The sequence below is a fragment of the Pelomonas sp. Root1444 genome (genome assembly GCF_001426885.1).
In the GTDB taxonomy this organism is placed as follows: Bacteria; Pseudomonadota; Gammaproteobacteria; order Burkholderiales; family Burkholderiaceae_C; genus Pelomonas.
In genome coordinates, this window is the sequence record NZ_LMFP01000001.1 from 351,841 (window position 1) to 378,196 (window position 26,356).

22 protein-coding genes are annotated in these 26,356 nt (G+C 71.0%); 14 read left to right on the top strand and 8 right to left on the bottom strand.

All coding sequences use genetic code 11. The features are described from left to right. Positions 1 to 86: 86 nt before the first annotated feature. Both ASD35_RS01495 and ASD35_RS01500 read left to right on the top strand, forming a co-directional pair. Positions 87 to 716: a LysE family transporter gene (locus ASD35_RS01495; protein WP_056873129.1), complete on the top strand. Its 630-nt coding sequence runs from the start codon at positions 87 to 89 to the stop codon at positions 714 to 716. Next, positions 713 to 1,618, top strand: coding sequence for a DMT family transporter (locus tag ASD35_RS01500; RefSeq protein WP_056873130.1), 906 nt, complete (start codon positions 713 to 715; stop codon positions 1,616 to 1,618). Before ASD35_RS01495 ends, ASD35_RS01500 begins: the two co-directional genes overlap by 4 nt. Here the strand turns inward: ASD35_RS01500 and arfB are convergent. Both arfB and alr read right to left on the bottom strand, forming a co-directional pair. Next, on the bottom strand, positions 1,587 to 1,994 hold the full coding sequence (arfB, locus tag ASD35_RS01505) for an alternative ribosome rescue aminoacyl-tRNA hydrolase ArfB (RefSeq protein ID WP_056873131.1): 408 nt from the start codon (positions 1,992 to 1,994) through the stop codon (positions 1,587 to 1,589). The two genes, ASD35_RS01500 and arfB, sit on opposite strands and share 32 nt — an antisense overlap. After that, positions 1,987 to 3,087 carry an alanine racemase gene (alr, locus tag ASD35_RS01510; protein ID WP_056873132.1) on the bottom strand — a complete coding sequence of 367 codons (1,101 nt, stop codon included), beginning with the start codon at positions 3,085 to 3,087 and terminating at the stop codon, positions 1,987 to 1,989. Before alr ends, arfB begins: the two co-directional genes overlap by 8 nt. A gap of 117 nt (positions 3,088 to 3,204) precedes the next feature. Between alr and lplT the strand changes: the two genes are divergently transcribed. After that, positions 3,205 to 4,497 (top strand): lysophospholipid transporter LplT, encoded by a 1,293-nt coding sequence (gene lplT / locus ASD35_RS01515; RefSeq protein ID WP_056873133.1) that lies wholly within the window; start codon positions 3,205 to 3,207, stop codon positions 4,495 to 4,497. Here lplT and ASD35_RS01520 read toward each other — a convergent pair whose 3' ends face one another. Then, positions 4,498 to 5,463, bottom strand: a complete 966-nt coding sequence (locus ASD35_RS01520; RefSeq protein WP_056873134.1) for a hypothetical protein — start codon at positions 5,461 to 5,463, stop codon at positions 4,498 to 4,500. Positions 5,464 to 5,692: 229 nt separating this feature from the next. Between ASD35_RS01520 and ASD35_RS01525 the strand changes: the two genes are divergently transcribed. Next, a complete protein-coding gene (locus ASD35_RS01525; protein WP_056873135.1) occupies positions 5,693 to 6,184 on the top strand; it encodes a glutathione peroxidase in 492 nt (163 codons plus the stop codon). A 75-nt stretch (positions 6,185 to 6,259) separates the two neighbouring features. Here the strand turns inward: ASD35_RS01525 and ASD35_RS01530 are convergent, their stop codons facing one another. Together ASD35_RS01530 and ASD35_RS01535 are read right to left on the bottom strand one after the other, a co-directional pair. After that, a complete protein-coding gene (locus tag ASD35_RS01530) occupies positions 6,260 to 7,816 on the bottom strand; it encodes a tryptophan halogenase family protein (RefSeq protein ID WP_056873136.1) in 1,557 nt (518 codons plus the stop codon). 130 nt (positions 7,817 to 7,946) lie between these two features. Next, the gene (locus ASD35_RS01535; protein WP_056873137.1) at positions 7,947 to 8,621 is read right to left on the bottom strand and encodes a Crp/Fnr family transcriptional regulator; all 675 of its coding nucleotides are present in this window, start codon (positions 8,619 to 8,621) and stop codon (positions 7,947 to 7,949) included. Positions 8,622 to 8,678: 57 nt separating this feature from the next. On the opposite strand from ASD35_RS01535, the gene ASD35_RS01540 reads away from it, so the two are divergent. Genes ASD35_RS01540 through ASD35_RS01565 form a run of 6 tightly spaced genes read left to right on the top strand, consistent with a single transcriptional unit; the run spans position 8,679 to position 15,235 of the window. Continuing rightward, positions 8,679 to 9,791 (top strand): DUF2332 domain-containing protein, encoded by a 1,113-nt coding sequence (locus tag ASD35_RS01540; RefSeq protein WP_056873138.1) that lies wholly within the window; start codon positions 8,679 to 8,681, stop codon positions 9,789 to 9,791. Between the two features lie 27 nt (positions 9,792 to 9,818). Next, positions 9,819 to 11,015: an amino acid aminotransferase gene (locus tag ASD35_RS01545; protein ID WP_056873139.1), complete on the top strand. Its 1,197-nt coding sequence runs from the start codon at positions 9,819 to 9,821 to the stop codon at positions 11,013 to 11,015. 11 nt (positions 11,016 to 11,026) lie between these two features. Continuing rightward, positions 11,027 to 11,899 (top strand): hypothetical protein, encoded by an 873-nt coding sequence (locus ASD35_RS01550; protein WP_157275300.1) that lies wholly within the window; start codon positions 11,027 to 11,029, stop codon positions 11,897 to 11,899. Between the two features lie 35 nt (positions 11,900 to 11,934). After that, positions 11,935 to 13,269 (top strand): D-amino acid dehydrogenase, encoded by a 1,335-nt coding sequence (locus ASD35_RS01555; protein ID WP_157275301.1) that lies wholly within the window; start codon positions 11,935 to 11,937, stop codon positions 13,267 to 13,269. After that, entirely contained in the window at positions 13,266 to 14,354 is a 1,089-nt protein-coding gene (locus ASD35_RS01560; RefSeq protein WP_056873142.1) for a serine hydrolase, read from the top strand. The genes ASD35_RS01555 and ASD35_RS01560 overlap by 4 nt, the downstream gene beginning before the upstream one ends. Next, positions 14,333 to 15,235 (top strand): LD-carboxypeptidase, encoded by a 903-nt coding sequence (locus ASD35_RS01565; RefSeq protein WP_056873143.1) that lies wholly within the window; start codon positions 14,333 to 14,335, stop codon positions 15,233 to 15,235. Before ASD35_RS01560 ends, ASD35_RS01565 begins: the two co-directional genes overlap by 22 nt. A gap of 100 nt (positions 15,236 to 15,335) precedes the next feature. Here ASD35_RS01565 and ASD35_RS01570 read toward each other — a convergent pair whose 3' ends face one another. Continuing rightward, the gene (locus ASD35_RS01570; RefSeq protein ID WP_056873144.1) at positions 15,336 to 18,155 is read right to left on the bottom strand and encodes a TonB-dependent receptor domain-containing protein; all 2,820 of its coding nucleotides are present in this window, start codon (positions 18,153 to 18,155) and stop codon (positions 15,336 to 15,338) included. 203 nt (positions 18,156 to 18,358) lie between these two features. On the opposite strand from ASD35_RS01570, the gene ASD35_RS01575 reads away from it, so the two are divergent. Then, the gene (locus ASD35_RS01575; protein WP_056873145.1) at positions 18,359 to 19,291 is read left to right on the top strand and encodes an ornithine cyclodeaminase family protein; all 933 of its coding nucleotides are present in this window, start codon (positions 18,359 to 18,361) and stop codon (positions 19,289 to 19,291) included. Continuing rightward, positions 19,291 to 20,706, top strand: coding sequence for a D-alanyl-D-alanine carboxypeptidase/D-alanyl-D-alanine-endopeptidase (gene dacB, locus ASD35_RS01580; RefSeq protein WP_056873146.1), 1,416 nt, complete (start codon positions 19,291 to 19,293; stop codon positions 20,704 to 20,706). Before ASD35_RS01575 ends, dacB begins: the two co-directional genes overlap by 1 nt. Before the next feature lie 204 nt (positions 20,707 to 20,910). Here the strand turns inward: dacB and ASD35_RS26910 are convergent, their stop codons facing one another. Then, complete coding sequence (locus tag ASD35_RS26910) at positions 20,911 to 21,288, bottom strand: hypothetical protein (RefSeq protein ID WP_157275302.1); 378 nt, start codon at positions 21,286 to 21,288, stop codon at positions 20,911 to 20,913. On the opposite strand from ASD35_RS26910, the gene ASD35_RS01590 reads away from it, so the two are divergent. Further along, positions 21,260 to 22,228, top strand: coding sequence for a hypothetical protein (locus ASD35_RS01590; RefSeq protein WP_157275303.1), 969 nt, complete (start codon positions 21,260 to 21,262; stop codon positions 22,226 to 22,228). The genes ASD35_RS26910 and ASD35_RS01590 overlap by 29 nt on opposite strands. Before the next feature lie 97 nt (positions 22,229 to 22,325). Here the strand turns inward: ASD35_RS01590 and ASD35_RS01595 are convergent, their stop codons facing one another. After that, positions 22,326 to 23,357: an LD-carboxypeptidase gene (locus ASD35_RS01595; protein ID WP_056873149.1), complete on the bottom strand. Its 1,032-nt coding sequence runs from the start codon at positions 23,355 to 23,357 to the stop codon at positions 22,326 to 22,328. Between the two features lie 143 nt (positions 23,358 to 23,500). On the opposite strand from ASD35_RS01595, the gene ASD35_RS01600 reads away from it, so the two are divergent. Then, positions 23,501 to 26,344 carry a peroxidase family protein gene (locus ASD35_RS01600; protein WP_157275304.1) on the top strand — a complete coding sequence of 948 codons (2,844 nt, stop codon included), beginning with the start codon at positions 23,501 to 23,503 and terminating at the stop codon, positions 26,342 to 26,344. Positions 26,345 to 26,356: the final 12 nt, after the last annotated feature.

Genomic DNA, 26,356 nt, shown 5'->3' on the forward strand with positions numbered 1-26,356 from the left:
GTGGGAAGGGTCATGGGCGGATTCCGCTGGGGGATTTGGGCCGCGTGGGACACTCGCCGCCCAGCAGTTTCTCGACGGAGCCGGTCATGGATTTCTCGGTGTGGTTGGCCTTTTTTGCGGCGTCCTGGGCCATCAGCCTGTCGCCCGGCGCCGGCGCGGTGGCGGCGATGAGCGCGGGTCTGTCGCACGGCTTCCGGCGCGGCTATTTCATGACCTTCGGCCTCATCCTCGGCATCCTGACGCAGGTGGTGCTCGTCAGCGCCGGCCTGGGCGCGCTGATCGCGGCGTCGTCGCTGGGCTTTGCGCTGGTCAAGTGGGCCGGCGTGGCCTACCTGATCTACCTGGGCGTGCAGCAGTGGCGCGCGCCGGCCAAGCCCCTTGCCGCGGCCGATGACGGCGCCATCCAGGCCACGCGCCGCCAGCTGGTGCTGCGCGGCTGGGGCATCAACGCGGTGAACCCCAAGGGCACGGTCTTCCTGCTGGCGGTCGTGCCGCAGTTCCTCGACCTGCATGCCGCGCTGGCGCCGCAGTACCTGGTCATCGGCGCCACGCTCGCCTTCACGGACCTCGTCGTCATGGCCGGCTACACGGCGCTGGCTGCGCGCGTGCTGGCGGCGTTGAAGAGCGAAAGCCACATCAAGATGCTCAACCGCGTGTTCGGCTCGCTGTTCGTTGCGGCCGGCGCACTGCTGGCCACGTTCAAGCGCGCCGCGTGACGGCGCCGGGCCGCCTGCCCACCTGGCTGCTGTTCATGGCGCCGGTGCTGATCTGGGCGAGCACCTGGCACGTCATCCTCTACCAGCTCAGCAGCACGGTGCCCGTGCTCACCTCGGTGGGCTGGCGCTTCGCGCTGTCGGCCGTGCTTCTGGCGGCGCTGGCGCGCTGGCAGGGCGTGTCGCTGAAGCTGCCGCGCTATGCGCATGGCTATGCGCTGGCCACCGGGGTCGTCCAGTACGCGGGCAACTACTGGGCCGTCTACGAGGCCGAGCGCTTCGTGCCCAGCGGTCTGGTGGCGGTGTTGTTCTGTTTGATGGTGTTCATGAACGCGCTGGTCGCCTGGCTGCTGTGGCGCCAGCCGGTCAGCCGGCGCTTCCTTGCAGCAAGCAGCGGCGCGGTGCTGGGCGTGGCGCTGATCTTCTGGCCGGAACTCGCGTCCGCGGGCGCGCGGCCGGATGCGGTGCTGGGCCTGGGCCTGAGCTTCTTCGCGGTCGTCGTCGCCGTCGTCGGCGGCTTCTTCACGCTGGTGCTGACGCGCCGCGGCCTGCCGCTGGTGCCGGTGCTGGCGTGGAGCATGGGCTATGGCGCGGCCTTCCTGCTGCTGCTGTCGGTTGCGACCGGGCGCGGCCTGTCCTTCGACGGGGCGTGGACCTATGTCGCCAGCCTGGTCTACCTGGCCGCCTTCGGCTCGGTCATCGCCTTCACGCTGTATTTCAAGCTGGCCCAGCGCAAGGGGCCGGCGCAGGCGGCGCTGGTCGGCGTGCTGGTGCCGGTCATCGCGCTGATCGTGTCGGCCGCGCTGGAAGGCTGGCAGGTCACACCGCTGGCCGTTGGCGGCATGGGGCTGTGTCTCGTCAGCCTGTTCGTCGCTACTCGACCGGCGAACGCCGCCCGGCCTTGATGCCGCTGCGCTTGGCCTTGCCCTCCAGCCGCCGCTGCTTGGAGCCATAGGTCGGCTTGGTGGCGCGCCGCGCCTTGGGCACATGCGCGGCGGCCCGCACCAGCTCGATGAGGCGGGCGACGGCATCCGCCCGGTTGCGCTCCAGGCTGCGCGAGTCCTGGGCCTTGATGACGACGACGCCGTCCGACGTGATGCGTTGGTCGGCCCAGTTCAGCAGCCGCGCCTTGACGGCCTCGGGCAGGCTGGACGCGCGAATGTCGAAGCGCAGGTGGACGGCGTTCGCCACCTTGTTGACGTTCTGGCCGCCCGGGCCGCTGGCGCGGATGGCGTCGAACTCGATCTCGCCGGGCTGGGGTTGCCAGTGAAAGTCAGGCATTCCTGATCGGCACGCGCGGCGCGACGGCGCACATCAGCTCGTAGCCGATGGTGCCGGCCGGTTGGGCCACTTCGTCGATGGGCAGGCGCGACCCGTGCGGGCCCTCGCCCCACAGCGTCACCTCGCTGCCGAAGCCGCTGGCCGGCAGCTCGCTCAGGTCCACGGCCAGCATGTCCATGGACACGCGGCCCAGCGTGCGGCTCCTCGCGCCGTCCACCAGCACCGGCGTGCCGGTAGGCGCATGGCGCGGGTAGCCGTCGGCATAGCCGCAGGCGACGATGCCCACGCGTGTGGCGCGCTCGCAGGTGTAGGCGCTGCCGTAGCCGATGGTGTCGCCCGGGTTGAGCTGCTGCACGGCTATGACCTTGGAGCGCAGCGTCATCGCCGGCTGCAGGTCCCAGTGCGCGGCGTCATGTTCGGGGAAGTCCGGCACGCCGCCGTAGACCATGATGCCGGCGCGCACCCAGTCGGCCGCCGTGCGCGTGGGGTGGCGCAGCGTCGCGGCGCTGTTGGCGATGGTGCGCTCGCCGGCCAGGCCGTCGGCCGCGGCCTCGAAGGCGGCCAGCTGATGAGCGATGCCGTCCACGCCCTGGCGCTGCGCATCGGCATCGGAGAAGTGGGTCATCAGCCCGATCTCGTCGACCTGCGGCAGCGCGTCCAGCCGCGCATAGGCGGCGCGGAAGGCGGCCGGCGGGAAGCCCAACCGGTTCATGCCCGAGTTCAGCTTGAGGAAGACGCGGTGCGGCTCGTGCGTCTTGTGCATGGCCAGCCAGTCGATCTGCTGCTCGCAGTGCACGGCATGCCAGAGCTTCAGGCGCGAGCACAGCTCCAGGTCGCGCGGCTCGAACACGCCTTCCAGCAGCAGGATGGGGCCGCGCCAGTCCAGCGCCCGCAGCCGTTCGGCTTCGGCCAGGTCCAGCAGCGCGAAGCCGTCGGCCCCGCGCAGGCCCTCGAAGGCGCGCTCGATGCCGTGACCGTAGGCGTTCGCCTTGACGACGGCCCAGACGCGGGCGTTCGGGGCTTGGGCGCGTGCGCGGGCCAGGTTGTGGGCGAGCGCTTGGGTGTGGATCAGGGCTTCGATCGGGCGTGGCATGGCCGGATTTTGCGCCCGGGTTTGGGGCGTCGGCCGGCAACGGGGCGCGTGCTATAAACCCGCGCCGCCCCGGTTTATCGCCCTCAGCAGAAGACAGTCAGGATTGCGCATCGCCCGATGAAACGCGGCTTCTACACCATCATGTCGGCGCAGTTCTTCAGCTCGCTGGCTGATAACGCACTGTTTGTCGCCGCCGTCGAGCTGCTGCGATCCTCCGGCGCCGCCGAGTGGCAACGCGCCGCGCTGGTGCCGATGTTCGCCCTCTTCTACGTCGTGCTCGCGCCCTTCGTCGGTGCCTTTGCCGACGCGGTCCCAAAGGGCAAGGTGATGTTCTATTCGAACAGCATCAAGGTGGTGGGCTGCCTGATGATGCTGTTCGGCACGCATCCGCTGCTTTCCTACGCCATCGTGGGCCTGGGAGCCGCAGCCTACTCGCCGGCCAAGTACGGCATCCTGACCGAACTGCTACCGCCGTCGCAGCTCGTCAAGGCCAACGGCTGGATCGAGGGCCTGACGATCGCGTCCATCATCCTCGGCGTGCTGCTGGGCGGCCAGCTCATCGGTGACCGCGTGTCCCACATGCTGCTGGGCTTCGACCTGCCGTTCTTCGACACCGGCATCGACACGCCACCCGAGGCCGCCATCGGCAGCCTGGTCGGCCTGTACGTGCTGGCGGCGCTGTTCAACCTGCGCATCCCGCGCACCGAGTCCCCGCTGCAGCCCATCGCCCACAGCCTGGTGGGCCTGGTGCGCGACTTCTCCTCCTGCAACAGCCGGCTCTGGCAGGACAAGCTGGGCCAGATCTCGCTGGCGACGACGACGCTCTTCTGGGGCGTCAGCGGCAACCTGCGCTACATCGTGCTGGCCTGGGCCGCCGCGGCGCTGGGCTATGGCACGCAGCAGGCGTCGTCGCTGGTCGGCGTGGTGGCCATCGGCACGGCGGCCGGCGCCGTCGTCGCGTCGCTCTACTGCCGGCTGGACCGCGCGACCTCGGTCATCCCGCTCGGCATCGCGATGGGCCTGCTGGTCATCTTCATGAACGTCATCGGCAACGTCTGGGTGGCCGCGCCCTTCCTGGTGCTGCTGGGCGCCATTGGCGGCTACATGGTCGTGCCGATGAACGCGCTGCTGCAGCACCGCGGGCACAACCTGATGGGCGCCGGCCGCAGCATCGCCGTTCAGAACTTCAACGAGCAGGCCTGCATCCTGGGCCTGGGCGCCTTCTACACGGCCATGACGCGCTTCGGCCTGTCGGCCTTCGGCGCCATCACCATCTTCGGCGTGGTGGTGGCCGGCACGATGTGGTGGATCCGGCGCTGGCACCAGCGCAACCTCGTGGAGCACAAGGAAGAGGTCGAGCACCTGCTCGACCTGGCCCGCTCCGACGACCTGAAGCCGGTGGACCGCTGATCAGCTGTTGCTGGAGCTGCCGCGGCCCTTGCGGCTGGGTGTCGGCTGGATCAGGTGCTTGCCCTCCAGCACCATCTCGATGGCCTCGCTCCAGGCGCGGGCGATCTTGAAGCAGCCGCTGTGGTTGAGGTGGATCTCGTTGTGCCAGTCGCCGCTGATGCCGGTGGAGCCCGGCGCGGCCAGCGCCAGCGGCACGGTCGTCGAATCGAACACGAACAGGCCGCTGAAGGTGGCCTTGTCGGCCGCCATGCCCTTGAGCAGCTGCGCCAGGTGGAAGACCATCAGCCGGCTGACGGCGGCCCAGTCCGCGGCGGGCACGCCGTAGGCCTTCAGCGCCGGGTAGAGCCAGGGCCCGCTGGCAGCGCCCAGGTCATCGTTGCTCTCGGCGCCGGCCGGGCGCGGCATGGGCACGGCATAGCAGTGCATGAAGACCGGCTTGCCGGCCGACGGGCCCTGGTCGCGCAGTGACAGCAGGTGCTTGACGTTGGTGCGCAGGTATTCGGCATAGGTGGCCCAGCCGGGCTCCGAGAAATAGCGCGCGACGCCGGCCGATGGCGGGCCCCATTCGGTCTGGTGGCGCAGCAGGCGCAGCTCCAGCGGGATGGGCTCGCCATTCCAGTTCTGCGCCGGCGTGCGCGCGGCGGCGATGAGGTCGTTGCCGCCCATGGACAGCAGCACACCGTCCCAGACCGGCGCATCGGTGCCCGTCAGCAGGCGGACGAAATCGGCGCTGGCCTCCAGGTCCACCATGTGCGACAGCGCATTGCCGGTGCCGGCGCAGTTGACCGCGGCGACCTTCTCCTTGAAGACCAGCTCCTGCAGCAGGTTGGCGTGGGCGTTGAGCTTCGCCGCCGCGTTGGAGAACCACGAGTCGCCCTGGGCCAGCAGCTTCCAACGGAACGCGCCCAGGTCGGGCGGGGTGCGGCCGAGCAGATCGGCCGGGGTGAAGCAAGCCAGGTGATCCATGAACGTGGGCGTTTCTCTCAGGTTGCTGACCGGTGCCGTCCCTTGGGGATGGCCTCGAAGTTCGCGCGATTGGACGGCCAGCCGCGCGGCGGGCGCCATGCTACAAACCCTCGGGGCGCCCGGCGCTAGCATCGGGGTCGCTTTCTAGGGAGGATCCACGGGTCCTCACGGCCGCCCGAAGGGGCACATCCCCGCTTGGCGGGACAGCGCAGCGCGCGAAGGGGCATCAATGAGCGAGAGCGTCTTCGACTTCAAGGCCGTCTCCATCGACGGCGAGCCGGCGGACCTGGCCTCCCAGCGCGGCAAGGTGCTGCTCATCGTCAACACGGCCAGCGAATGCGGCTTCACGCCCCAGTTCAAGGGCCTGGAGCAGCTGTGGCAGGACTACGGCCCCAAGGGCCTGGTCATCATCGGCTTCCCGAGCAACGAGTTCGGCGGGCAGGACCCGGGCAGCAACGAGCAGATCGCGAGCTTCTGCGAACTGAACTACGGCGTCAGCTTCCCGATGATGGGCAAGGTCAAGGTCAACGGCGGCGACGCGCATCCGCTGTGGAAGTTCCTGAAAAGCGAGAAGCCCGGCTTCCTTGGCACCGAGGCCATCAAGTGGAACTTCACCAAGTTCCTGGTCGGCCGCGACGGCCAGGTCATCAAGCGCTATGCGCCCAACGACGCGCCGGAAAAACTGCGCGGCGACATCGAAGCCGCCTTGGCGGCTGGCTGACACGGCGGTCCGTGCCGTCCGCTCGGGGGCCCGACCAGCCGTCCCCGCGTTCAGCGGCACGACCGGGCGAGGGGCTCAATGCGCGGCGTGTGAAGTGACCACGCCGTCCAGGCTCAGCAGGTAGTCGCGCATCGTCGGCGACTGCGCCGCGGCAATGCGGCGGATGCCCTGCACATGCGCCATGGCCTTGAGGCTGATCTCTGGCGAAATGTGGTCCGACAGGCCGATGCCCCGGCTGGGCAGCCGCTGCAGGCCTGCCAGCAGATAAGACCAGTTGGCCACGCCGAACAGCGACAGCCGCCGGTCCAGGTCGGTCGGCGTCGGCACCTTGCTGTCCCACAGTGCCAGCAGCTCGGCCAGCCGCGGGGGCAGCGTTGCCTCCTCGGTGCAGGCGCGCCAGAACGGCGTGTCGCGCCGCTGTGACAGCGCGTAGTGGGCGACGATGAAGTCGCGCATCTCCTCGTAGAAATCGCCGAAGACGCGGTTCACGCGGCCGCGGCAGGCGTCGCTGTTGCCAGCCGGCGCCACATGGTCAACGAAGAGCTGCAGCATCCACTCGACGAGGTACAGGCCGGTCGACTCCAGCGGCTCGATGAAGCCGCCCGCGGCGCCCAGCGCCAGGCAGTTGGCCTCCCAGGCGCGCGCCGCGTGCCCGGCGCGCAGCCGCTGCAGGCGCGGCTCGGCCAGCGGCTTGTGGCCGGCGCCGAGCTCACGCAGCGTTGCCACCGCCTCGTCCTCGCTGCAAAAGCGCGAGGCATACACATAGCCGGTGCCACGCCGGCTCTGCAGGTCCATGTCCCAGGTCCAGCCGGCCGCCTGGGCCGTGGCCGTGGTGTGGCTGCGCAGCGCGCCGTGGGCCTGCCCGTGGGCCAGCGGCAGGCTGACGGTGCGGTCGCAGGGCAGCCAATCGGCAAACGACACCCAGGGGACGCCCAGCGCCTGCTGCAACAGCAGCGAGCGCGAGCCCGTGCAGTCGATGAAGAAGCTCGCCTCGCAGCGGCGGCCGTCGGCCAGCTCGACCGCCTCGATGCCGCCTGCGCCGCGCTGCACCCGCACCACCTCGCCCTGCACATGGCGCACGCCGCGCTCCAGCGCCTTTTGCTGCAGCAGCATGGCCAGTTTGACGGCGTCGAGCTGGTAGCCGTAGCTGACCGGCGCCTGGTACTCCGGCGAATCCACCAGCTTGGGCGACTGGTGGCCGTCGAACAGCGTCGTCTGCACCGCGCAGGCCTGCGCCATCGGTTCTCGCGTCAGGCCGCGCTGCAGCAGGTTGAGCCAGTGCGCGGTCGTCGCGAAGCCGTGGAACGGCGGCGGGATGTCGAAGGGATGGTCGAAAGAGTCGTCGGGCGCCGCGCCGCCGCGGCGCCAGCCGTTGAAGCGCAGGCCGTTGCTCAGCGTCGCGTCCGCGGCGGTGAACAGCGCGCGCTCTGGCAGGCCCAGCGCCTGCATGGTGCCGCGCAGCGTCGGCACGGTGGCGAGGTCGGCACCCAGGCTCACGGCCTGCGGCGGCTCGATCAGCGTGATGGGCAGCGGGCTCTGGCGCGCGGCGCCCAGCGTGCGCTGCAGGTAGCAGGCGGCCAGCCAGCCGGCGGTGCCGCCACCGACGATGACGATGGATTGGATATCGGACAAGGCAGGAACTCCGCAAACCCGGGCGGCAGACAGCAGCCGCAAACCGGTGCCGCCACATTACGGCCGCGGCCCGGCGGCGCGACGTGTAACGCTGCGGGCGAGCGTGCGTCCTGCACGCGCGGTGCCGCCGTTACCGGGGTGCTTGCGGCCGCCAGAGCCAGCGACCCCAACCGCGCCGCACCTGGCCGGCGGCGTCGGCGGCCGCCAGCAGCGCATTGGCCGTCTGGCGCGACACATGCGCCAGACGCGCCAGTTCTGACTGCGTGGCCTGCACGGCGACCCAGCCGTCGCCGGCCGGCGCGCCGCGCTCCCGTGCCAGCTGGGCCAGCGCGAGCGTGAAGCGCTCCGCCGCGCCCTGGTGGCGCGCCGCCTGCAGCAGCCGCAGCGTGCCGTCGTAGCGGCGCGCGAACTCGGCCATCAGCGCGCGTGCGAAGCCGGGCACCTCGTCCATCAGCAGCACATAGGCCTCGCGGCCGATCGCCAGCACCTCGCTCGCGCCGCGCGCCACCGCCTCGTACTCCGCGGGCTGGCCGGCCGCGAACGCTGCCAGGCCGAACAGGCGCGGCGGGCCGACGTTCTCGATGACCGAGACGGTGCCGTCCGCGCCCGTGAAGCGCGTTTCGATCTCGCCCGCCGCCACCGCGTAGAGGGCCGCCGTGCGCTGGCCCTGCACAAAAAGGCTGCGGCCGTCAGCCAGCCGGCGCCGTCGCACCAGCATCGGCAGGCGCTCAGCGGCGCGGGCAGGCAGCGCGAGGCCGGGGAAATTGGCATCCAGCACCCGCCGCAGCGCATCGTCATCAGGCATGGCGCGATTGTCGGCTGGCCGACACAAGGCGGCGCCGCGCCTGCCTATGCTGGCGGCATGAATACGAGCGATGAACTCGCCGCGCTGCTGCGGCACTTCGGCCGCGAGGGGTGCAGCCAGGAGCCGCTGTACGTCGCGCTGTGCGGCCTGGCCGCCGAGAGCGACAGCGCCTTGGCCTTGTTGGCCGAGGCGCCGCCCGAGCAGCGCAAGCCCAACCTGCTGCTGGCGGCGCTGCACGAGCGCGTGCTGGCCGGCGCGGCGCCCGAGCTGGCGGCCTACTACCGGAGCGCGGGCGGCGAGCGGGCGCCCGACACCGGCCTGGCCGCGGCGCTGGCGGCCTGCCTGGTACGCGAATGGCCGGCGCTGGTCGATCACCTGCGCCATGGCGCCACGCAGACCAACGAGGTCGCCCGCGGTGCCGCGCTGTGGCCCGCGCTCGGCGCGGTTGCGGCCGCCACCGGCGTACGCGACGTTGCGCTGCTCGATTTCGGCTGCAGCGCCGGGCTGAACCTGGGCATCGACCAGTTCGCGCTGCGCTACCAGACGGACGACGGCGCCTGGCATGCGCGCGGCCCGGCGCGCGACGGTGTGCGCGCCGAGGTCGAGTCGCGCTGGCTGAGCGCCACGCGGCCGCCCCCGCATACCGGTTGGCGGATCGCCTCGCGCGATGGGCTGGACACGGCACCCGTCGACGTGGCCGACCCCGCCGGCCTGCGCTGGCTGCAGGCCTGCCTGTGGCCGCATGACGCGCGCCGCCGCGAGCGCCTCAGTCGCGCCGCCGCCCAGCTGCGGGCGCTGCCGCACACGCTGACGCAGGCGGGCGACTGCATCGCCGCCATCGAACCCTGGCTGGCCCACCTGCCGGCCGGCGTGCAGCCGGTGCTGTTGACGAGCTGGGTGCTGTACTACCTGAGCGAGGCCGACATCGCACGCCTGCGCGCGACGGTGGACCGGCTGGCGCTGCGCCACGGCCTGGCCTGGATCTGCGGCGAACTGCCGGCGCTGAGCGCCCAGGCCCACGAGCCGCCGCCGCTGCCCGCGCTGCCGCCCGGCGAAGTGGCCGCCTCTGCGACGCTGTGGACGCTGCGCCACCGCGACGCCGGCCGCATCGCCGAACGCGCGCTCGCCTGGAGCCATCCGCACGGCCGCTGGCTGCACTGGCTTGGATAATCGCCGCTCCCCCAACGGAGCCCACCCATGTTCGAGCATGTCGACGCCTACGCCGGCGACCCCATCCTGAGCCTCAACGAGGCCTTCCAGAAGGACCCCCGCGCCGGCAAGATCAACCTGTCCATCGGCATCTATTTCGACAACGACGGCCGCATCCCGATGCTGCCGTCGGTGCGCGCGGCGGAACTCGCCGTCGTCGAGGCCGCCGGCCCGCGGCCCTACCTCCCGATGGAAGGCGCGGCCAACTTCCGCAGCGCCGTGCAGGCCCTGCTGTTCGGCGCCGACCACCCGGCGATCAAAGCCGGCCGCGTCGCCACCATCCAGGGCGTCGGCTCCAGCGGCGGCCTCAAGGTGGGTGCCGATCTGTTGAAGCGTTATTTCCCCGACAGCAAGGTCTACCTGTCCGACCCGACCTGGGACAACCACCGCGCCGTCTTCGAGGGCTCGGGCCACAGCTGCGAGACCTATCCCTACTACGACCCGGCCACCGGCGGCCTGCGCTTTGACGCGCTGCTGGCTCATTTCAAGGCCTTGCCGTCGCGCAGCGTCGTCGTGCTGCATGCCTGCTGCCACAACCCCACCGGCGTCGACCTGACGCAGGACCAATGGCGCGCCCTGGTGCCCGTCATCCGCGAGCGCCAGCTGCTGCCCTTCCTGGACCTGGCCTACCAGGGCTATGGCGACGGCATCGAGGAGGACGCCTTTGCGCCGCGCCTGCTGGCCGACGAGGGCCTGAGCTTCCTGATCGCCAACAGCTTCTCCAAGAGCATGAGCCTGTACGGCGAGCGCTGCGGGGGCCTGAGCGTCGTCTGCCCCGACGCCGAGCAGGCCGCGCGCGTGCTGGGCCAGATGAAGTTCATGATCCGCCGCAACTACTCCAACCCGCCCATGCACGGCGGCCAGGTCGTCGCCAAGGTGCTGACCGACCCGAAGCTGCGCGCGATGTGGGAGGCCGAGGTCAAGGACATGCGCGAGCGCATCCAGTCCATGCGCCGCCAACTGCACGACGTGCTCGCGGCCAAGCTGCCGGGCCGCAATTTCGACTACTTCCTGACCCAGCGCGGCATGTTCAGCTACACCGGCCTCAGCCCCGAGCAGGCCGAGCGGCTGAAGACCGAGTTCGGCGTCTACATCCTGCGCTCGGGCCGCATGTGCGTGGCCGGCTTGAACACGCGCAACGTGGAGGCCACCGCCGAGGCCATGGCCGCCGTGCTGGCCAGCTGAGGTTGCGCCGCATGCGGAGCCGCACAGCCGGCCTGGCCCTCGCCGCCGCGGCCGGCGCGGCCCAGGCTGCCGAGCCGCCGGTGGTCACCTCAATCACCTGGGTGGTCAGCAACACCATGGCCGTGCCGGACGGCGACCGCATGCGGCGCCCGGCCGACGAACTGACGCAGTGGCTGCAGGGGCGGCTGCCCGGTGTCGTGTTCAAGCCGGTGGTGGCGAATGCCGAGCGCAGCTGGTCGTTGATCCGCGAGCACAAGCGCGCCTGCCATGCCGGGGCCGCCCGCACGCCCGAGCGCGAGCGCCTGGCGTATTTCACCAACACCTGGCTGGTACCGCCGCCGCAGCTCATCGTGCGCCACGAGCGCCAGGGCGATCTCCCGCTGGACGGGCAGGGCGCGGTCGACCTGCCGGCCCTGCTGGGCGACGCGTCCTTGCGCGGCGTGGTGTCCCAGGGCCGCAGCTACGGCCCGGCGCTGGACGCCATGCTCGGCGCCTCGCCCGCCAACCCGCTGCTGCAGCGCGTGTTCGGCGGCGACTACGGCAGCAACCTGCTGCCCATGCTGATGCAGGACCGGGCCGACTACACCCTCGACTATCCGAACACGCTGGTGGCGCTGGCCAGCCGTCCGGCGGCCGACACGCCGCTGGCCGCGCTGCCCGTCAAGGGCGCCAGCGACCCGGTCATCAGCGGCGTCGCCTGCCCGCGCACGCCCTGGGGCCGCGCGGCCATCCACCTCATCGACATGGCACTGGGCACGCCCGAGGGCGCCGCCATGCTGCGCGACACGCTGCGCATTTCGCTGCCGTCCGACACCCAGCTCGCCTACCGCGATGCCTGGGACGCCTTCTTCAAGCTCAGAGCCCGGCCGACGCCCGGGCTCTGAGCCCGTGCGGGGCGGCGTGCCCATGTCGCACGGTTATGGCCGTGGCTGCCGGTTTCATTGGCGACGGCCGCAGGGCGTCCTTACGCTGCCGCCAGTTCAGGAAGTCCAGGGACAGGATGAAGCATTGCGTGGTGATCGGCGGCGGGGTGGTGGGCCTGACCACCGCCTGGGCGCTGCTGGAACGTGGCCATGCGGTGACGCTGGTCGAGCGCGAGGCCGAAGTGGCCCAGGGCGCCAGCCGCGCCAATGGCGGCCAGTTGAGCTACCGCTACGTCTCGCCGCTGGCCGATGCCGGCGTGCCCCTGAAGGCGTTGCGCTGGCTGCTCGACCCCGACGGCCCGCTGCGCTTCAAGCCCGATGCGAGCTGGGCGCAGTGGTCCTGGCTGCTCGCCTTCCTGCGCAACTGCCGCGGGCCGGTCAACCGCCGCACCACCGAGCGCCTGCTCGCCCTGGGCGCCTACAGCCAGGCCGCCTTCGCGCGGCTGCATGCCGAAGCCCAGCTGGGCGAGGCGATCGCGTTGCGCACGCCGGGCAAGCTGGTGGTCTACCGGCAACCGGCCGAGTTCGCACGCGTGGCAGCGCGGGTGAAGGGCAGCGGTGCCGAGCAGGCGCTGTCGCATGACGACTGCGTGGCGCTCGAGCCGGCGCTGGCCCAGTACGAGGACGGCGAAGCGACGCTGGCCGGCGGCATCTTCACGCCCGGTGAGGCGGTGGCCGACTGCCATGCCTTCTGCACCGAACTGCATGCGCGGCTCGTGTCGCACGCGCGCTTCCGCGGCCGGCTGGCCACGCCGGTCGACGGCTTCCAGCGCGATGGCCAGGGGCGGGTGCTGGCCGTGCGGACGGCGGCCGGCGAGGTCGCGGCGGACGCCGTCGTGCTGGCCGCCGGCCTGCACAGCCGCGCGCTGGCCGCGACGGTCGGCGTCGAGCTGCCGCTGTACCCGCTCAAGGGCTACAGCCTGACCGCGCCGATCGGCACGCGCCACCGCCCGCCCGAGGTCAGCGTGACCGACTTCGAGAAGAAGATCCTCTATGCCCGCATCGGCGGCGAGCTGCGCATCGCCGCGATGGTGGACCTCGTCGGCGACGACCTCGGCCTGGACGCCGGCCGGCTCGCCTCGCTGCAGCGCTCGGTGCGCGCCACCTTCCCGAACGCGGCGGACTACGACCGTGCCACGCCCTGGGCCGGCCTGCGCCCGGCCACGCCGAGCGGCGCCCCCATCCTCGGCGCCAGCGGTGTGCCGGGCCTGTGGCTCAACGTCGGCCATGGCGCGCTGGGCTTCACGTTCTCGTTCGCAACGGCCAACATCGTGGCCGAGCTGGTGTCGGGCCGCGCCAGCCCCTTGCCGCTGGAAGGCCTGACGCTGTGACGGCCGACGATCTCGCGCAAGCGCTGCTGGCCATGGTGCGAAGCCAGCGCTTCGAGACGACGCCCGACAAGCTGCAGGACGGCGCGCCGCTGGGCTGGCACCCGAGCGTCGACCTGGCCGTCGCGGTGTTCCCGCGCGGCGGGGCGGCGCCGGTCTGCGTCAACGTGCTGTTCTCGCGCGAGCACCCGCAGGGCCTGGTGGCCCGCTTCGGCGCCGGCTTCGGCCCGGTGGACAACATCGCCTTCCACGCCGACGTGCGCGACGCGCAGGGCGAGTCCATCGCCTGGCTGCCGCGGGCGGACTGGTCGCGCATCGACTTCCCCGCCTGGTTCGGCAGCGGGCCGCGTTTCGTCGCGCCGTATCCGGCCTCGCTGCTGAAGATGATGGTCGCCGTCGGCATCGGCCGGCTCGTCGACGCGGGCCGCAGCGAGTGGGCGCTGCCGCTGACCCACGCCGGCACGGCCCGGCCGGTGGGCGACTGGCTCCACGACATGATCACCGTCAGCAGCAACGAGGCGACCACCGCGCTGGTGGGCCACCTGCACGCGCGCGGCGCCATCCGCCGCGAGGGCGGACGCGAGGTGCACAACGAGATGCACGACCTGTTCGCCGCGCACGGCCTGCCGGGCCTGAGCATCGCCAACACCCAGCCCGACGGGGGCTGGGGCAATGTGGCCGGCGCGGGCGTCGGCCAGATCCAGATGACGGCCTGGGATGCGCTGCGGCTGATGTGGCGGCTGGATGCCGACGCGCCAGCGCAGCCGCCGCTGCTCAGCCCCGCCAGCCGCGCCGTCCTCCGCCGCGCGCTGGACGAGCAGAAGCTGCACCACAACCTCAGCAGCGAATCGCTGCGCGGTCTGCCCGGCTGGGTGCGCGGCATCCCGTCGCGGTTCGCGCACAAGACCGGCAACACGCAGAACTACGCCAGCGACGCCGGCATCGTGCATGACGGCGAGCTGCACTACCTGATCGCGGTGACCACCAGCCTGGGCAGCCGCTACGCGCCGCATCCCGACGCATCGACCACCTGGAAACTGCCGGCCCTGGGCGGCGTGGTGCACGCATGGCTGAAGGCGAACTCCTGATCCCGCCGCTGCGGCCCGGTGCCCATCTCGCCGTCATCGCGCCGGCCGGGCCGCCCAAGCCCGGGCGGCTGGAGCCGGTCGAAGGCTGGCTGCGCGAGCGCGGCTATGCGGCCACGCTGCTGCCGAGCTGCTTCGGGCCGCCGTCGCTGGACTTCCTGGCCGCGCCCGACCATGTCCGTGCCGCCGACGTGCACGAAGCCTTTGCCCACCCGCGCTACGACGCGGTGCTGGCGCTGCGCGGCGGCTCCGGCTGCATCCGGCTGCTGGACGGGCTGGACCTGGATTGGCTCGCGGCCAGCCGCAAGCTGCTGATCGGCTACAGCGACCTGACCGTGCTGCACGCGCTGCGCACGCGTGCCGGCATCCCGTCGCTGCATGCGCCGATGCCGGCCAGCGACTGGGGCCTGCCCGGCGCGCAGGCCGACACCGATGCGCTGTTCGAGCGCCTGGCGCGCGGCTGGCGCGTGGGCGACGTCGTCGGGCGCGCGGAGCCGCATGCGCTCAGCCATGGCGGCAAGGCGCGCGGCCGCTTGATCGGCGGCAACCTGGCGATGTTCTGTGCGCTGCTCGGCACGCCCTATCTCCCCGACGTGGACGGCGCGCTGCTGTTCGTCGAGGACATCAGCGAGGAGCCCTACCGCGTCGACCGCATGCTGAGCCAGCTGCGATTGAGCGGCGTGCTGGACCGCATCGCCGGCCTGCTGGTCGGCAGCTTCAGCGGCGCCGAAAGCCCCGACGCCGTGCTGGCCGACCATCTGCCGCGGCTGCGCTGCCCCGTGCTGGCCGGCTGGCCCGCGGGCCATGGCCAGCCCAACCGGCCGCTGCCGCTGGGGGTGATGGCGGAGCTGGACGTGGCGGCCGGCACGCTGACGCTGGGTTGACCCCGCCCCTCCAATAAAAAAGCAGCCCGCGTGAGCGAGGCTGCGAAGGCCGGCCCCGAGCCGGCAGGGAGTCAACGGGAATCAGGCCGGGCGCTGCGCCTCAGCGGAAGCTGTAGCTCGCCGACACGGCCAGCGTGCGGCCGAACGGGTCGGCCACGCGCGGATCCCAGCCGGCGCCGACGACGTTGTCGACGTTGTGATACGTGAACGGCGGCTTCTCGTCGGTGAGGTTGCGCAGGCCGGCGGTCAACGTCATGTTCTTGATGCCGGTGTAGGTGGCGAACAGGTTGAACGTCGTGTAGCTGTCGACCTTGCGGCGCGGCGTGCCGAAGCGCGTCAAGTCCTCGTCCTTGTAGCCGGACTTGTAGACCATGCTCAGGGTCGTGGCCCAGTCGCCCTGGGCCCAGCTCAGGTCGGCATTGAACTTGTTGCGCAGGTACAGCGTGCGCGTGCCGAACTCGCCCACCTGTTCCACCAGCGGCTGCGTGGCAATGGTGCGTTCCTTGTGGGTCAGCATGTGGGTGCCGTTGATGTTGGCCTTCCACAGCCCGCTGGCATGCTGGAGCTGGTAGCTCGCGCCCCAGTCCACGCCGCGTGTCGTGCTGTCCGCGGCATTCACCCAGCCGGCCTCCACCAGCGTCACCTTGCCCGCGGCGTCGCGCTTGAAGCGGTCGGCGAACAGCGCGTAGTTGTTCTTCAGCTCGCTCAGCGTCAGCTTCTTGATGCGGTCGTCGAGGTCCACGCGCCAGTAGTCGAGGTACATCGTCATGTCACGCACCGGCGACACCACCACGCCCAGCGTGCCCTGCTTGGACTTCTCCGGCGTCAGGCTGGGGTTGCCGGAGTCGATGTAGTTCACGCGCAGCGTGCATTGCGACGGGTCGGTCGGGCACAGCGCAGGGTCCGGCCAGTCGGCCGTGTCCAGGCGCGGCGCGGTGTTGGGGCTGAGCTGCTGGAAGCTGGGCGCCTTGAAACCGGTGTTGACCGAGCCGCGGAACACCACCATGTCGTTGGGCTGGTAGCGGAACGCGATCTTGGGGTTGGTCGTACCGCCGAAGTCGCTGTACTTGTCGTGCCGCACGGCCAGCTGCAGGTCCAGGCCCTTGAACACCGGCACGGCCAGCTCGGCGTAGACGGCCTTCACGTCGCGCGACACCTCGGGGATGGCCGAGTTGCCGGGGCAGTTGTAGACGATCTTGGACTTGCTGGCGTCGGCCGCGGTCGGCGCGTCGGCCAGGCTGTCGCTGCAGGTGAAGGTGCCTGTCTCGGGCAGGAACTCGAAGGTCTCGCGGCGCAGGTCGAAGCCGACCGCGAAGTCCAGCGAGCCGGCCGGCAGCTTCATCAGCGCGCCGGAGATGGCGCCGTCGAACTGCTGCAGCGTCGTGTCGCCGCCCTGCAGGCGGCCGCGGTCCTTGATGGACTCGATCAGCGCCATCGCCTCGGCCGACTGCTTCTCGCCGGGCTTGACCCAGGGGTTGATCTTGCCGGTGCGCAGCGCGTCGTTGAGCCGGCCCATGTTGGCGTAGCCGTCGATCAGGTTGGTCCAGCCCTCGGCCTTGGCGGTCGACAGGCCCAGCTTGTAGTCGTACGCGCCGATGACGCCGTCCAGGCCCACCAGCAGGCGCTTGTTGTCGGCCACGTTCTCCAGCGTGCGGTAGCCGAAGTCCTGCATGCGCCAGCGGTAGGCGATGGGCTTGGTCGGGTCGAACTGGTTGACGCCCGCCGTCAGCAGGTTCAGGTAGTGCGGGCCGCCGACCGGGTAGTGGTTGTTGGCCGCGTTGGTCGTGCTGAATTGGCTGGGGGTCAGCTCGGCGGTGACGGCCGTGCGCGAGGCCGTCAGCTCGACGAAGGCCGTGTGGTTGTCGCTGATGAGGACGTTGCCGCGTGTGACGAGGTTGTAGGCCTCCTTCTTCGGCGACAGCATGTACTGGCGGCCGTAGTCGGTGTTGCACAGGTACTTGGTGGACGGCGCGGTCGCGTTCCACAGCTGCGCCTGGTAGCGTACGCCGGTCTCGATGTCACTGCAGTCGTCGGTCAGCGCGAGCAGGTTGATGCGGGTGTAGCGGACCGCATCGCCCGTGCCGACGGTGGAGCCGGCCGTGCCGGTGGCGCCGCCCAGCGCCGTGCCGGCGACGGTGGACGAGTTGCCCAGCACGTTGGCGAAGGGGTGGCTGGACGAGTCCGGCGACAGGCCGCGCTCGGGCTGGAAGCCGTTGGCCCAGTCGCGGTCGCGGCCGCGCAGCACGTCGTTCTTCTCGACGGAGAGGCTGGCCATCACGTTGAAGCGGTCCTGGTCCAGCGTGCCGAAACCGCCGGTGAGGCTGGCGCGGCGCGTCGTGCCGGCGCTGGACTCCAGCGGCTGCGAGAAGTCGACCTTGATGTCGGCGCCGACCAGGTCCTTCTTCAGGATGAAGTTGATGACGCCGCCGATGGCGTCGGTGCCGTAGATGGCCGATGCGCCGTCTTTCAGGATCTCGATTCGCGAGATGGCAGCCATCGGGATGGCGTTCAGGTCGACGGCGCCGCCGCTCATGCCTTGCGAGGATATGCGCCGGCCGTTCAGCAACACCAGCGTGCTGCCGGGGCCGAAGCCGCGCAGGTTGGCGTTGGCCGCGCCGCCGGTCAGGCGGTCGGTGTCCGAGCCGAACACGTTGTTGTTGGAGATGGCGCTGTCGGCGCCCGTGCCGTTGACGCCCAGTTGGCGCAGCATGTCCTCGGCGGTCGCCAGGCCCTTGCTGTTCAGGTCCGATGCCGTGATGACCTGGACCGGCAGTGCGCCCTCGCCCGCGATGCGCTTGATGCTGGAACCGGTGATCTCCACGCGCTCCAGCCGCTTGCCGTCGGCCTGCGCCAGCGCCCCCGCCGCATGAGCCGCCAGACCCACCACCGCCAACTGCCCCACCAGACGCTGCAACTTCATCGACTACTCCTTTTGATTTGATTGCCGGCCATGTTGGCGGGCGCGCGCGAGGGCGCCCAGGGGGCCGCACCCCAGGTGTTGCGCCGCGTTCAATGAATGCTTGTGCGCCGCACATAACCTGCTGGAATGCATGCTGGCGTGAAAGCACGCCCGCGGTGCGCGGCGGCCCCTCTAAAGTGCTGCGCAGACTCCTGGAGCCCTCGATGCGACTGATCACCGAAGCCGACGTGGCGACCGTGCTCGACCCCGACAGCGCCGTCGCCGCGCTGCGCGCCGCCTTCGCCCAGCATGGCCGCGGCCAGGCGCAGGTGCTGGCCCGCCACCGCGCCATCACGAGCCTGGACGGCGCCTCGCTGGCCATCAGCGCGATGGGCGCCATCCTGGATGCCGACGGCGTGCTGCCCGCCGTGCTCGGCACCAAGGTCTACTCGGCGCGCAACGGCAAGTACAACTTCCTCGTCAGCCTGTTCTCGGCCGACACCGGCGCGGCCCTCGCCACGCTGGAGGCCAACGAGTTCACGCGGCTGCGTACCGCCGCGGCCAGCGCCGTGGCGGCCGACCTGCTGGCGCTGCCGGATGCGAAGACGCTGGCCGTCTTCGGTGCCGGCATCCAGGCCCGCGCGCATGCCGAGGCGCTGAGCCGCGTGCGGCGCTTCGAGCGCGTGCTGGTCTGCGCGCGCTCCGGCGCCGAGGCCTTCGCGGCCGAGCTGGCGGCGGCCCTGGCGTTGCCGGTGGCGGCCGTCGATGCGGCGACAGCCGCGTCGCAGGCCGACGTCATCGCGACGGCCACGCGCTCGGCCACGCCGCTGTTCAACGGCGAGCTGGTGAAGCCCGGTGCCTTCGTCGCGGCCGTGGGCTCCAGCACCAAGGCGGCCCGCGAGCTGGACGACACGCTGCTGGCGCGGGCGGCGCTGGTCGTCGTCGAGTGGCACGAGGCGGCGCGGCAGGAGGCCGGCGACATCGTGCTGGCCGCCCCCGGCGTCATCGCCCCCGAGCGGCTGGTCGAGCTGGGTGAGCTGCTGCTGCGCCCGCGCCCGCGCTCGCCGCAGGACATCGTCGTCTACAAGAGCGTCGGCATCGGCCTGGAGGATGTGGCGCTGGCCCGCCTCGTCGCGCATCGGCTGGGAGCCTGCTGATGAGGGTCTGGTGGTTGGCAGCGGCGCTGCTGTTGAGTGGCTGCGCGACGACCTCGGTGCCCGACCCGGTGCAGGCGGCGCTCGCCAAGGCCGGCCTGCCGGCCCAGAGCCTGGGCTATGTGCTGCAGCCGCTGGATGGCTCGCGGGCGGCGCTGAGCCGGCGTGCCGACGACCCGATGTCGCCCGGCTCGACGATGAAGCTCGTCACGGCCACGGTCGCGCTCGACAAGCTGGGCATCAACCACCGCGGCCGTACCGAGCTGCTGGCGGCCGCGGCGCCGGTCGACGGTGCCATCGACGGCCCGCTGATCCTGCGCGGCGGCGCCGACCCCGACCTCGACTGGCCCGCGCTGTGGTGGCTGCTGCGCCAGCTGCGCGAGAGCGGCGTGCGCGAGATCCGCGGCGGCCTCGTCGTCGACCGCACGCTGTTCAACCCGACCCGCTTCGACGTGGGCCTGCCGCCGTTCGACGATGCCCCCGAGTTTGGCTACAACGTCATCCCCGACGCGCTGCACCTCAACGGCAGCCTGCTCGACTTCGAGCTGCAGGCCACGGCCCACGGTGTGGTCGCGCGCACCTTGCCTGCGCTGCCCGGCCTGAACGTGGACGCCCGCGCGATGACCTTGTCGACGCGGCTGTGCAAGGACTGGGACGAGGACTGGAAAAGCGCCGCCGTGCAGCCCGCTGGCGACGGTTGGACGCTGACGCTGCAGGGCGCCTTCCCGGCCGGCTGCCGCCAGCGCGCGCCGCTGCAGATCGTCGACCGCCAGTGGCTGGCGACGCGCATGGTGCGCCAGCTGTGGACCGAGCTGGGCGGCACGATAGGCCCCGGCGATGTGGAAGCCGCCGCGCCGCCCGGCGCCGTCGTGCTGGCCACGCACCGCGGCCGGCCGCTGGCGGAGGTGCTGCGCGGCGTCATGAAGAGCAGCGACAACGCGCTCACGCGGCTCATCTACCTGCAGCTCGGCGCGCAGGCGGCCCAGCCCGGCGAGCCGACGCTGCAGGCCGCCGAGCGGGTGGTGCGCGGCTGGTTCGCGGCCCACGGCCTGGACGACCGCGGCCTGGTGCTGGACAACGGCTCGGGCCTGTCGCGCAGCGAGCGCATCAGCCCCGCCCAGTTGGCGGGCTTGCTGCGCGCGGCACACGCGGGGCCGCAGCAGACCGAGCTGCTGGCCACGCTGCCGGTGGCGGGCCTGGACGGCACGCTGTCACGCCGCCTGAAGGACGGCCCGGCCACGGGCAAGGCGCGGCTCAAGACCGGCACGCTGCGCGACGCGGTGGGGCTGGCCGGCTTCGTGCCCGACGCGAACGGCAAGCCCTGGGTCTTCGTTGCGCTGCTCAACCACCCGGAGGCGGCGGCCAAGGGGCGGCCGGTGCTGGATGCGCTGGTGGAGTGGGCGGCCCGTCAGCCGTGACGGATTGACCCGCGCCGACACCGGATGCCGGGGTGAAGGCTGCGTGTCAGCACTTGGGCATGACTCCTGCTCGGTGCGAACGGATCATGGCCCGGGCGGCCCTGGCCGCCTGTCTCTCCGCTGACCCGTCACTGAAACACGAGTTTTCGTGAATTCGTTCTTCGGCCACGGACATCACCGCGGCCATCCTGACCAACCACGGCGTCACGCTGGCCGGTGCGTCGACCGTCGGGCAAGTGGCTGCCCGCCATGCATGACATTCATATCGATCGAAAGGGAAAGAATGCCGACTGCTTTGAATGCCGCGTCCACGGCGCGCTGGATCGCGCTCGCCTTGCTGGTGGCGGGCGTCGCTTCCTGCGGGGGGAGCGGGTCGCCGTCGCCAGCCACTGACGCGACGTCGCCGCCATCGCCCGGGCCTGCATCTCCGCCGGCCTCGGCACCGGTCTCCGCCCCGGCATCGTCGCCTTCGTCCGCCGCGTCGATCAACGCCGCGCTGGGCGTGCCCAGCCGGATGCTGGCTGGCCTGGGCGCAGGCAACGCCATCCAGGACATGACGAGCCAGCAGATCCGCGCCGACATCATCGACACCTACCTGGTCGGGGTGGGCGCCGGTTCCTGGCCCACGTGGAACAGCCCCGACGGCGCTTACATCACCTATGTTGCCGCGAACGTCAAGGCCGCCGGCGCGGTGCCCATGTTCACGCTCTACCAGATGGCCTCCAAGGGGGAAGGCAACCTCAGCGCCATCAACGACGCGACTTTCATGGCCAGCTACTGGGCCCAGGTCAAGTTGATGTACCAGAAGATCGGTGCGACGGGCCTGCCCACGCTGGTCAACCTGGAACCGGACTTCTGGGGCTTCGTGCTGACAGGCGCCCCCGGCGGCGACCCGACGAAGCAGCCGGCGCGCGTGAGCATGGTGACCGAATGCGCCAGCCAGCCGGACAACGTCGTGGGCCTGGCGGGATGCCTGGTGACGCTGGGGCGGACCTATGCGCCCCAGGCCAAGATCGGCTTCCCGCCGTCCTTCTGGGGCCGTGATGCCGCCACCGTCGGCAACTTCATGCTGAAGGTGGGGGCCGACAAGGCCGACTTCATCGTGGCGCAGACGAGCGATCGCGATGCGGGGTGCTTCGAAGTTTCCCCGCCGCCGGCCGAGTGCGCGGGACGCGGCAACGGGCCGTTCTACTGGGATGAGACCAACGTGGCGACGCCCAGCTTCCGCCAGAACCTCGACGAGTGGAGCGCCGTGCGAAGCGCGCTCGGCAAGCTGCCCATCCTGTACTGGCAGACGCCGATGGGCGTGCCCTCCGCGACCCCCGGCGGCACGCCCGGACATTTCCGGGACAACCACGTGCAGTACATGCTCACGCACGCGACCGACTACACCGCCATCGGCGTGTTCGCGATCGTGTTCAGCGGCGGCGGCAGCACCTCGGCCAACATCACCACGGACGGCGGGCAGTTCGCACGCCTGTTCAAGGCCTACCTGGCGAATCCGGCGCCGCTGGACCGCTGAGCACGCCTGCCCCGCTGCGGCGGCGGGGGCGAAGCCTTCACCGTCGGGCGGTCACGCCGGCGTTCGACGGGGGCGGCATGCGGTGCGGTCGCCGAGGTCAGGCGACGGCCGGCGCGAGCAGCCGGATCGTCCCCGCCTCCGCATCCATCTCCGCCGCCGCCCCCACCGGCACCGTCAGCTTGCGCTTGATGTGGCCGATGGCCGCGCCACGGAAGACCGGCACATTCAGCGGCAGGAAGTAGTCGTCGAACACCTCGTCCAGCGTCAGGCTGCCATAGCCCTCGCCGGGTTCGCACTTGGTGAAGCGGCCCAGCACCACGCCGCCCACCTGGCCTAACGCGCCGGTCAGGCGCAGCGTGGAGAGGCAGCGGTCGACGCGGTAGATGTACTCGTTGATGTCCTCGAGGAAGAGCAGGGCGCCGCGGCAGTCGGGGAAATAGGGCGTGCCGGCCAGCGACGCCAGCACCGTCAGGTTGCCGCCCACCAGCCGGCCCTGCGCGCGACCCGGGCGGATCGTCGTGATGCGCTCCTCGCGCGCGACGAGGTCGTCCACCGGCTTCACGGCGGGGTTGCGCAGCACGGCCGCCTCGGCATTCATCGCGATGGCCTTGAAGCTCTGCACCGAGTAGTCGTTCCATTCCGACACCGCCACCGGGCAGTGGAAGGCGACCAGGCCGGTCTGGCGGTGGATGGCGTTGACCAGGCTGGTCAGGTCGCTGAAGCCGCCGAAGAACTTCGGCTTGCGGCGGATGAGGTCGTAGTCCAGCTGGTCGACGATGCGGTTGCAGCCCGAACCGCCGGTCATCGCCAGGATGCCGGCCACCGAGTCGTCGGCAAACATCGCATTGATGTCGGCGGCACGCTGCGCATCGGTGCCGGCGAACGGCCCGCGGCGTGCGGCGACATGCTGGCCCGGCTTGACCTTGAAGCCCAGCGCCTGCAGGGATTCCACGGCGATCTTCAGCGGCTCGCGTTCGAAGGTGGCGTTGGCGGGGCTGACCAGGCCGATGGTGTCGCCCGCGCGCAGCCGTGGCGCGAGCAGCGTGCCGTTGCCGGCGCGGGCCGAGGCGGCCAGCAGGCCTGAGGCGGCGGCGCTGAAGTGCAGGAGCTGGCGTCGTGTCGTGTCCATGGCGGGTTCGAGGGTTGCGTGTGGCGGGCCCGGCCGCGACGGCCGTCCTCAAGGTGAATCTTTTTCCGCCGTCGCAGGATTGACGCTGCGGTGGCGCGCTCGCTATGTTGCCCGACGGATGCGGAACAACTGAGGAGACTCGCATGACACGTTGCCTGACCTGGTTGCTCGCGCCGCTGTTGCTGCTGGCCGGCTGCATCAGCACCACGCCGCAGGCCAGCCTGGACGACACCGGGAACTGCACCGCGATGGTCGTAGGCGGCTTCCGCAAGGTGGCCGATGAGCGCAGCGAGCGCTTCAACGGCAAGGTGGGCGAGCAGGTGGCGCGCTGCCGCGGCGGCGACAGGGCCGCGGCCTTCCGCACCACGCCGTATGTCGATTGGTCCAACTACTGGGCCACAGGCGATGCGGCCTCGCTGCTGCCGGGCACCAGCGGCGTCGGGAGTCATCTCGGCGCCAATGGCCGCGGCGTCGACGGCGCGCTGCTGGACCTGGAATACCAGCGCATGGAGCTGATCAAGTTCAACCTGTTCGACAACGCCGGCTCCTTCGCCGACTACGCGCTGGGCCGCGACGGCGTGCCCGGCACGGCGCTCAAGACCTGGCCCTCGATGCGCCTGGACGCCGGCTCGCCCTTCCATGCGGCGGTCGGCGGCGACGGGCCGCAGCTGTGCCGGGGCGAGCTGATCCGCTGGCGCCAGCTGGACGGCATCTGCAATGACCTGCGCAACCCCAGGATGGGGTCCACCGGCGCCCTGTTCGCGCGCAATGTGCAGTTCGAGGCGACCTACCCCGACAGCAGCGGCGACCCGCTGGCCCGCAACCGCCACGGCGACCGCCTGTCGCTGCTGCAGCCCGACCCGCAGCTCATCAGCCGCAAGCTTTTCACGCGCGCCCAGAGCGACCCGGCCAAGTGCCGCGACGGGCAGGGCCTGCCGGGCGCGGCGGTGGATGCCAACTGTGACTACCAGAAGGCGCCCTTCTTCAATGTGCTGGCCGCGTTCTGGATCCAGTTCATGACGCACGACTGGTTCTCGCACATGGAGGAGGGGCACAACGGGCCGCAGTGGATGGCGGTGGGCTGCGCGGGCGACGCGGCCAAGCTCGGTTGCCGGCCCGGTGACCGCATCGACGCCAGCTTTGTCGCCGACAGCAGCGCGCCGCCGCGCTACACCGCGGCCGACGGCACGAAGCCGCTGGCCCGCGCCTTTCGCACCCATGCCAACAAGGTGACGGCCTGGTGGGACGCCTCGCAGATCTACGGTTACGACGCCACGTCGCGGCTGCGCGTGAAGCGCGACCCCGCCGATGCAGCCCGGCTGCTGATGCACCCGGGCACGCGGCCGGGTGCCGGCGAGGCGCTGGGCCAGTTGCCGGTCTTCGGCCCCGGCGACCCCATCAACCCGCAGTGGGCCGGCCAGGGCACGGCCGCTCAGGCGGACAACTGGAGCATCGGCGTCGGCTTCTATCACACGATCTTTTCGCGCGAGCACAACGCCTTCGTCGCCGAGTTCCGCCGCCGCGCGGCCGCCGCGCCGGATGAAGACTCGGGCCTGCGCGACCCTACGCAGCCCACGAGCGTCATCCGCTACCGCGACGTGTCGCCCGAAGTGCTTTTCGAAGTGGCCCGCCTGGTCGTTGCCGCCGAGATCGCCAAGATCCACACCATCGAATGGACGCCGCAGCTGCTCTACGACGAGCCGCTCAATCTCGCCATGAATGCCAACTGGGGCGGCCTGTTCGACGGCCACCGCTGGGTCGAGAACGCGCTGGAGGCCGTCGTCGTGCAGAACTTCGGCAAGAGCGCCGACGCCAAGAAGGCTGGCCAGTGGTACTCGGCCCTGGCTTCGGGGCCGGGCATCTTCGGGCTGGGCGCGCGGGTCTACACCAGCGACCGCTTCTTCGCCCGCCATGACGCGACGAAAGACGACATCTGGGATCTCGCCAACCCCGACCACGTGAATGGCGGCGTCAACCATTTCGGCTCGCCGTTCAACTTCCCGGAGGAGTTCGTCAGCGTCTACCGGCTGCATTCGCTGGTGCCCGACCTCATCGAGCTCCGCCATTGGGACGCCGACCCCAACCGCATCGCCGCCAAGGTGCCGGTCATCGAGACCTTCAGAGCCAAGGCCACCGGCGCGCTGGCCAACGAAGGCGCGGCCGACTGGGCGCTGTCCATGGGCCGCCAGCGCCTGGGCCTGCTGACGCTGGGCAACAGCCCGGCCTTCCTGCAGAACCTGCCGCTGCCGCGCCTGCAGTCGAGCACCGGCAAGATCGACGTCGCCGCGCTGGACCTGATCCGCGACCGCGAGCACGGCGTGCCGCGCTTCAACGAATTCCGCCGCCAGTACGGGCTGCGCCAGCTGACGAGCTTCGACGATTTCATCGACGCGCGGTTGCCGGCCGACTCGCCCGAGCGCGCCCGCCAGGTCCAGGTGATAGCCGACCTGCGCAGCATCTACGGCCAGCACAAATGCGATGCGAGCAAGGTCATCACCGCCGCGCAGAAGAACTTGGACGGCAGCCCCATCAACGACTGCCTGGGCAAGCCCGACGGCAGCCTGGTCGACAACATCGAGGACGTGGACACGGTGGTCGGCTGGCTCGCCGAGTTCACGCGGCCGCATGGCTATGCGATCTCGGAGACACAGTTCCAGGTCTTCATCCTGAACGCGTCGCGCCGGCTGTTCAGCGACCGCTTCTTCACCAGCAGCTTCCGGCCCGAGTTCTACGGCAAGCTGGGCGTCGAATGGGTCAGCCACAACGGCCCCACGGGCAAGCAGTTCGAGCCGCGCGAGAGCAACGGCCACCGCGTCGAGGTGTCGCCCTTCAAACGCGTGCTGCTGCGCACGGTGCCCGAGCTCAGCGCCGAACTGGCCGGCGTCGTCAACGCCTTCGACCCCTGGGCGCGCGACCGCGGCGAGTACTACGGGCTGGGCTGGACACCGCGCAAGGGTGCTGAGAGCGACCCTGCTTTCAGACCCTGAGGTGAAATCGGG

What these genes read in the sequence shown, in the direction of transcription:
- ASD35_RS01590 (WP_157275303.1), top strand. Translation starts at nt 21,260, where the DNA reads ATGACGAGCCAGCAGATCCGCGCCGACATCATCGACACCTACCTGGTC.
- dacB (WP_056873146.1), top strand. Translation starts at nt 19,291, where the DNA reads ATGAGGGTCTGGTGGTTGGCAGCGGCGCTGCTGTTGAGTGGCTGCGCG.
- ASD35_RS01575 (WP_056873145.1), top strand. Translation starts at nt 18,359, where the DNA reads ATGCGACTGATCACCGAAGCCGACGTGGCGACCGTGCTCGACCCCGAC.
- ASD35_RS01495 (WP_056873129.1), top strand. Translation starts at nt 87, where the DNA reads ATGGATTTCTCGGTGTGGTTGGCCTTTTTTGCGGCGTCCTGGGCCATC.
- ASD35_RS01545 (WP_056873139.1), top strand. Translation starts at nt 9,819, where the DNA reads ATGTTCGAGCATGTCGACGCCTACGCCGGCGACCCCATCCTGAGCCTC.
- ASD35_RS01595 (WP_056873149.1), bottom strand. Translation starts at nt 23,357, where the DNA reads ATGGACACGACACGACGCCAGCTCCTGCACTTCAGCGCCGCCGCCTCA.
- arfB (WP_056873131.1), bottom strand. Translation starts at nt 1,994, where the DNA reads ATGCCTGACTTTCACTGGCAACCCCAGCCCGGCGAGATCGAGTTCGAC.
- ASD35_RS01525 (WP_056873135.1), top strand. Translation starts at nt 5,693, where the DNA reads ATGAGCGAGAGCGTCTTCGACTTCAAGGCCGTCTCCATCGACGGCGAG.
- lplT (WP_056873133.1), top strand. Translation starts at nt 3,205, where the DNA reads ATGAAACGCGGCTTCTACACCATCATGTCGGCGCAGTTCTTCAGCTCG.
- ASD35_RS01550 (WP_157275300.1), top strand. Translation starts at nt 11,027, where the DNA reads ATGCGGAGCCGCACAGCCGGCCTGGCCCTCGCCGCCGCGGCCGGCGCG.
- ASD35_RS01540 (WP_056873138.1), top strand. Translation starts at nt 8,679, where the DNA reads ATGAATACGAGCGATGAACTCGCCGCGCTGCTGCGGCACTTCGGCCGC.
- ASD35_RS01535 (WP_056873137.1), bottom strand. Translation starts at nt 8,621, where the DNA reads ATGCCTGATGACGATGCGCTGCGGCGGGTGCTGGATGCCAATTTCCCC.
- alr (WP_056873132.1), bottom strand. Translation starts at nt 3,087, where the DNA reads ATGCCACGCCCGATCGAAGCCCTGATCCACACCCAAGCGCTCGCCCAC.
- ASD35_RS01565 (WP_056873143.1), top strand. Translation starts at nt 14,333, where the DNA reads ATGGCTGAAGGCGAACTCCTGATCCCGCCGCTGCGGCCCGGTGCCCAT.
- ASD35_RS01570 (WP_056873144.1), bottom strand. Translation starts at nt 18,155, where the DNA reads ATGAAGTTGCAGCGTCTGGTGGGGCAGTTGGCGGTGGTGGGTCTGGCG.
- ASD35_RS01600 (WP_157275304.1), top strand. Translation starts at nt 23,501, where the DNA reads ATGACACGTTGCCTGACCTGGTTGCTCGCGCCGCTGTTGCTGCTGGCC.
- ASD35_RS26910 (WP_157275302.1), bottom strand. Translation starts at nt 21,288, where the DNA reads ATGTCGGCGCGGATCTGCTGGCTCGTCATGTCCTGGATGGCGTTGCCT.
- ASD35_RS01520 (WP_056873134.1), bottom strand. Translation starts at nt 5,463, where the DNA reads ATGGATCACCTGGCTTGCTTCACCCCGGCCGATCTGCTCGGCCGCACC.
- ASD35_RS01555 (WP_157275301.1), top strand. Translation starts at nt 11,935, where the DNA reads ATGGCCGTGGCTGCCGGTTTCATTGGCGACGGCCGCAGGGCGTCCTTA.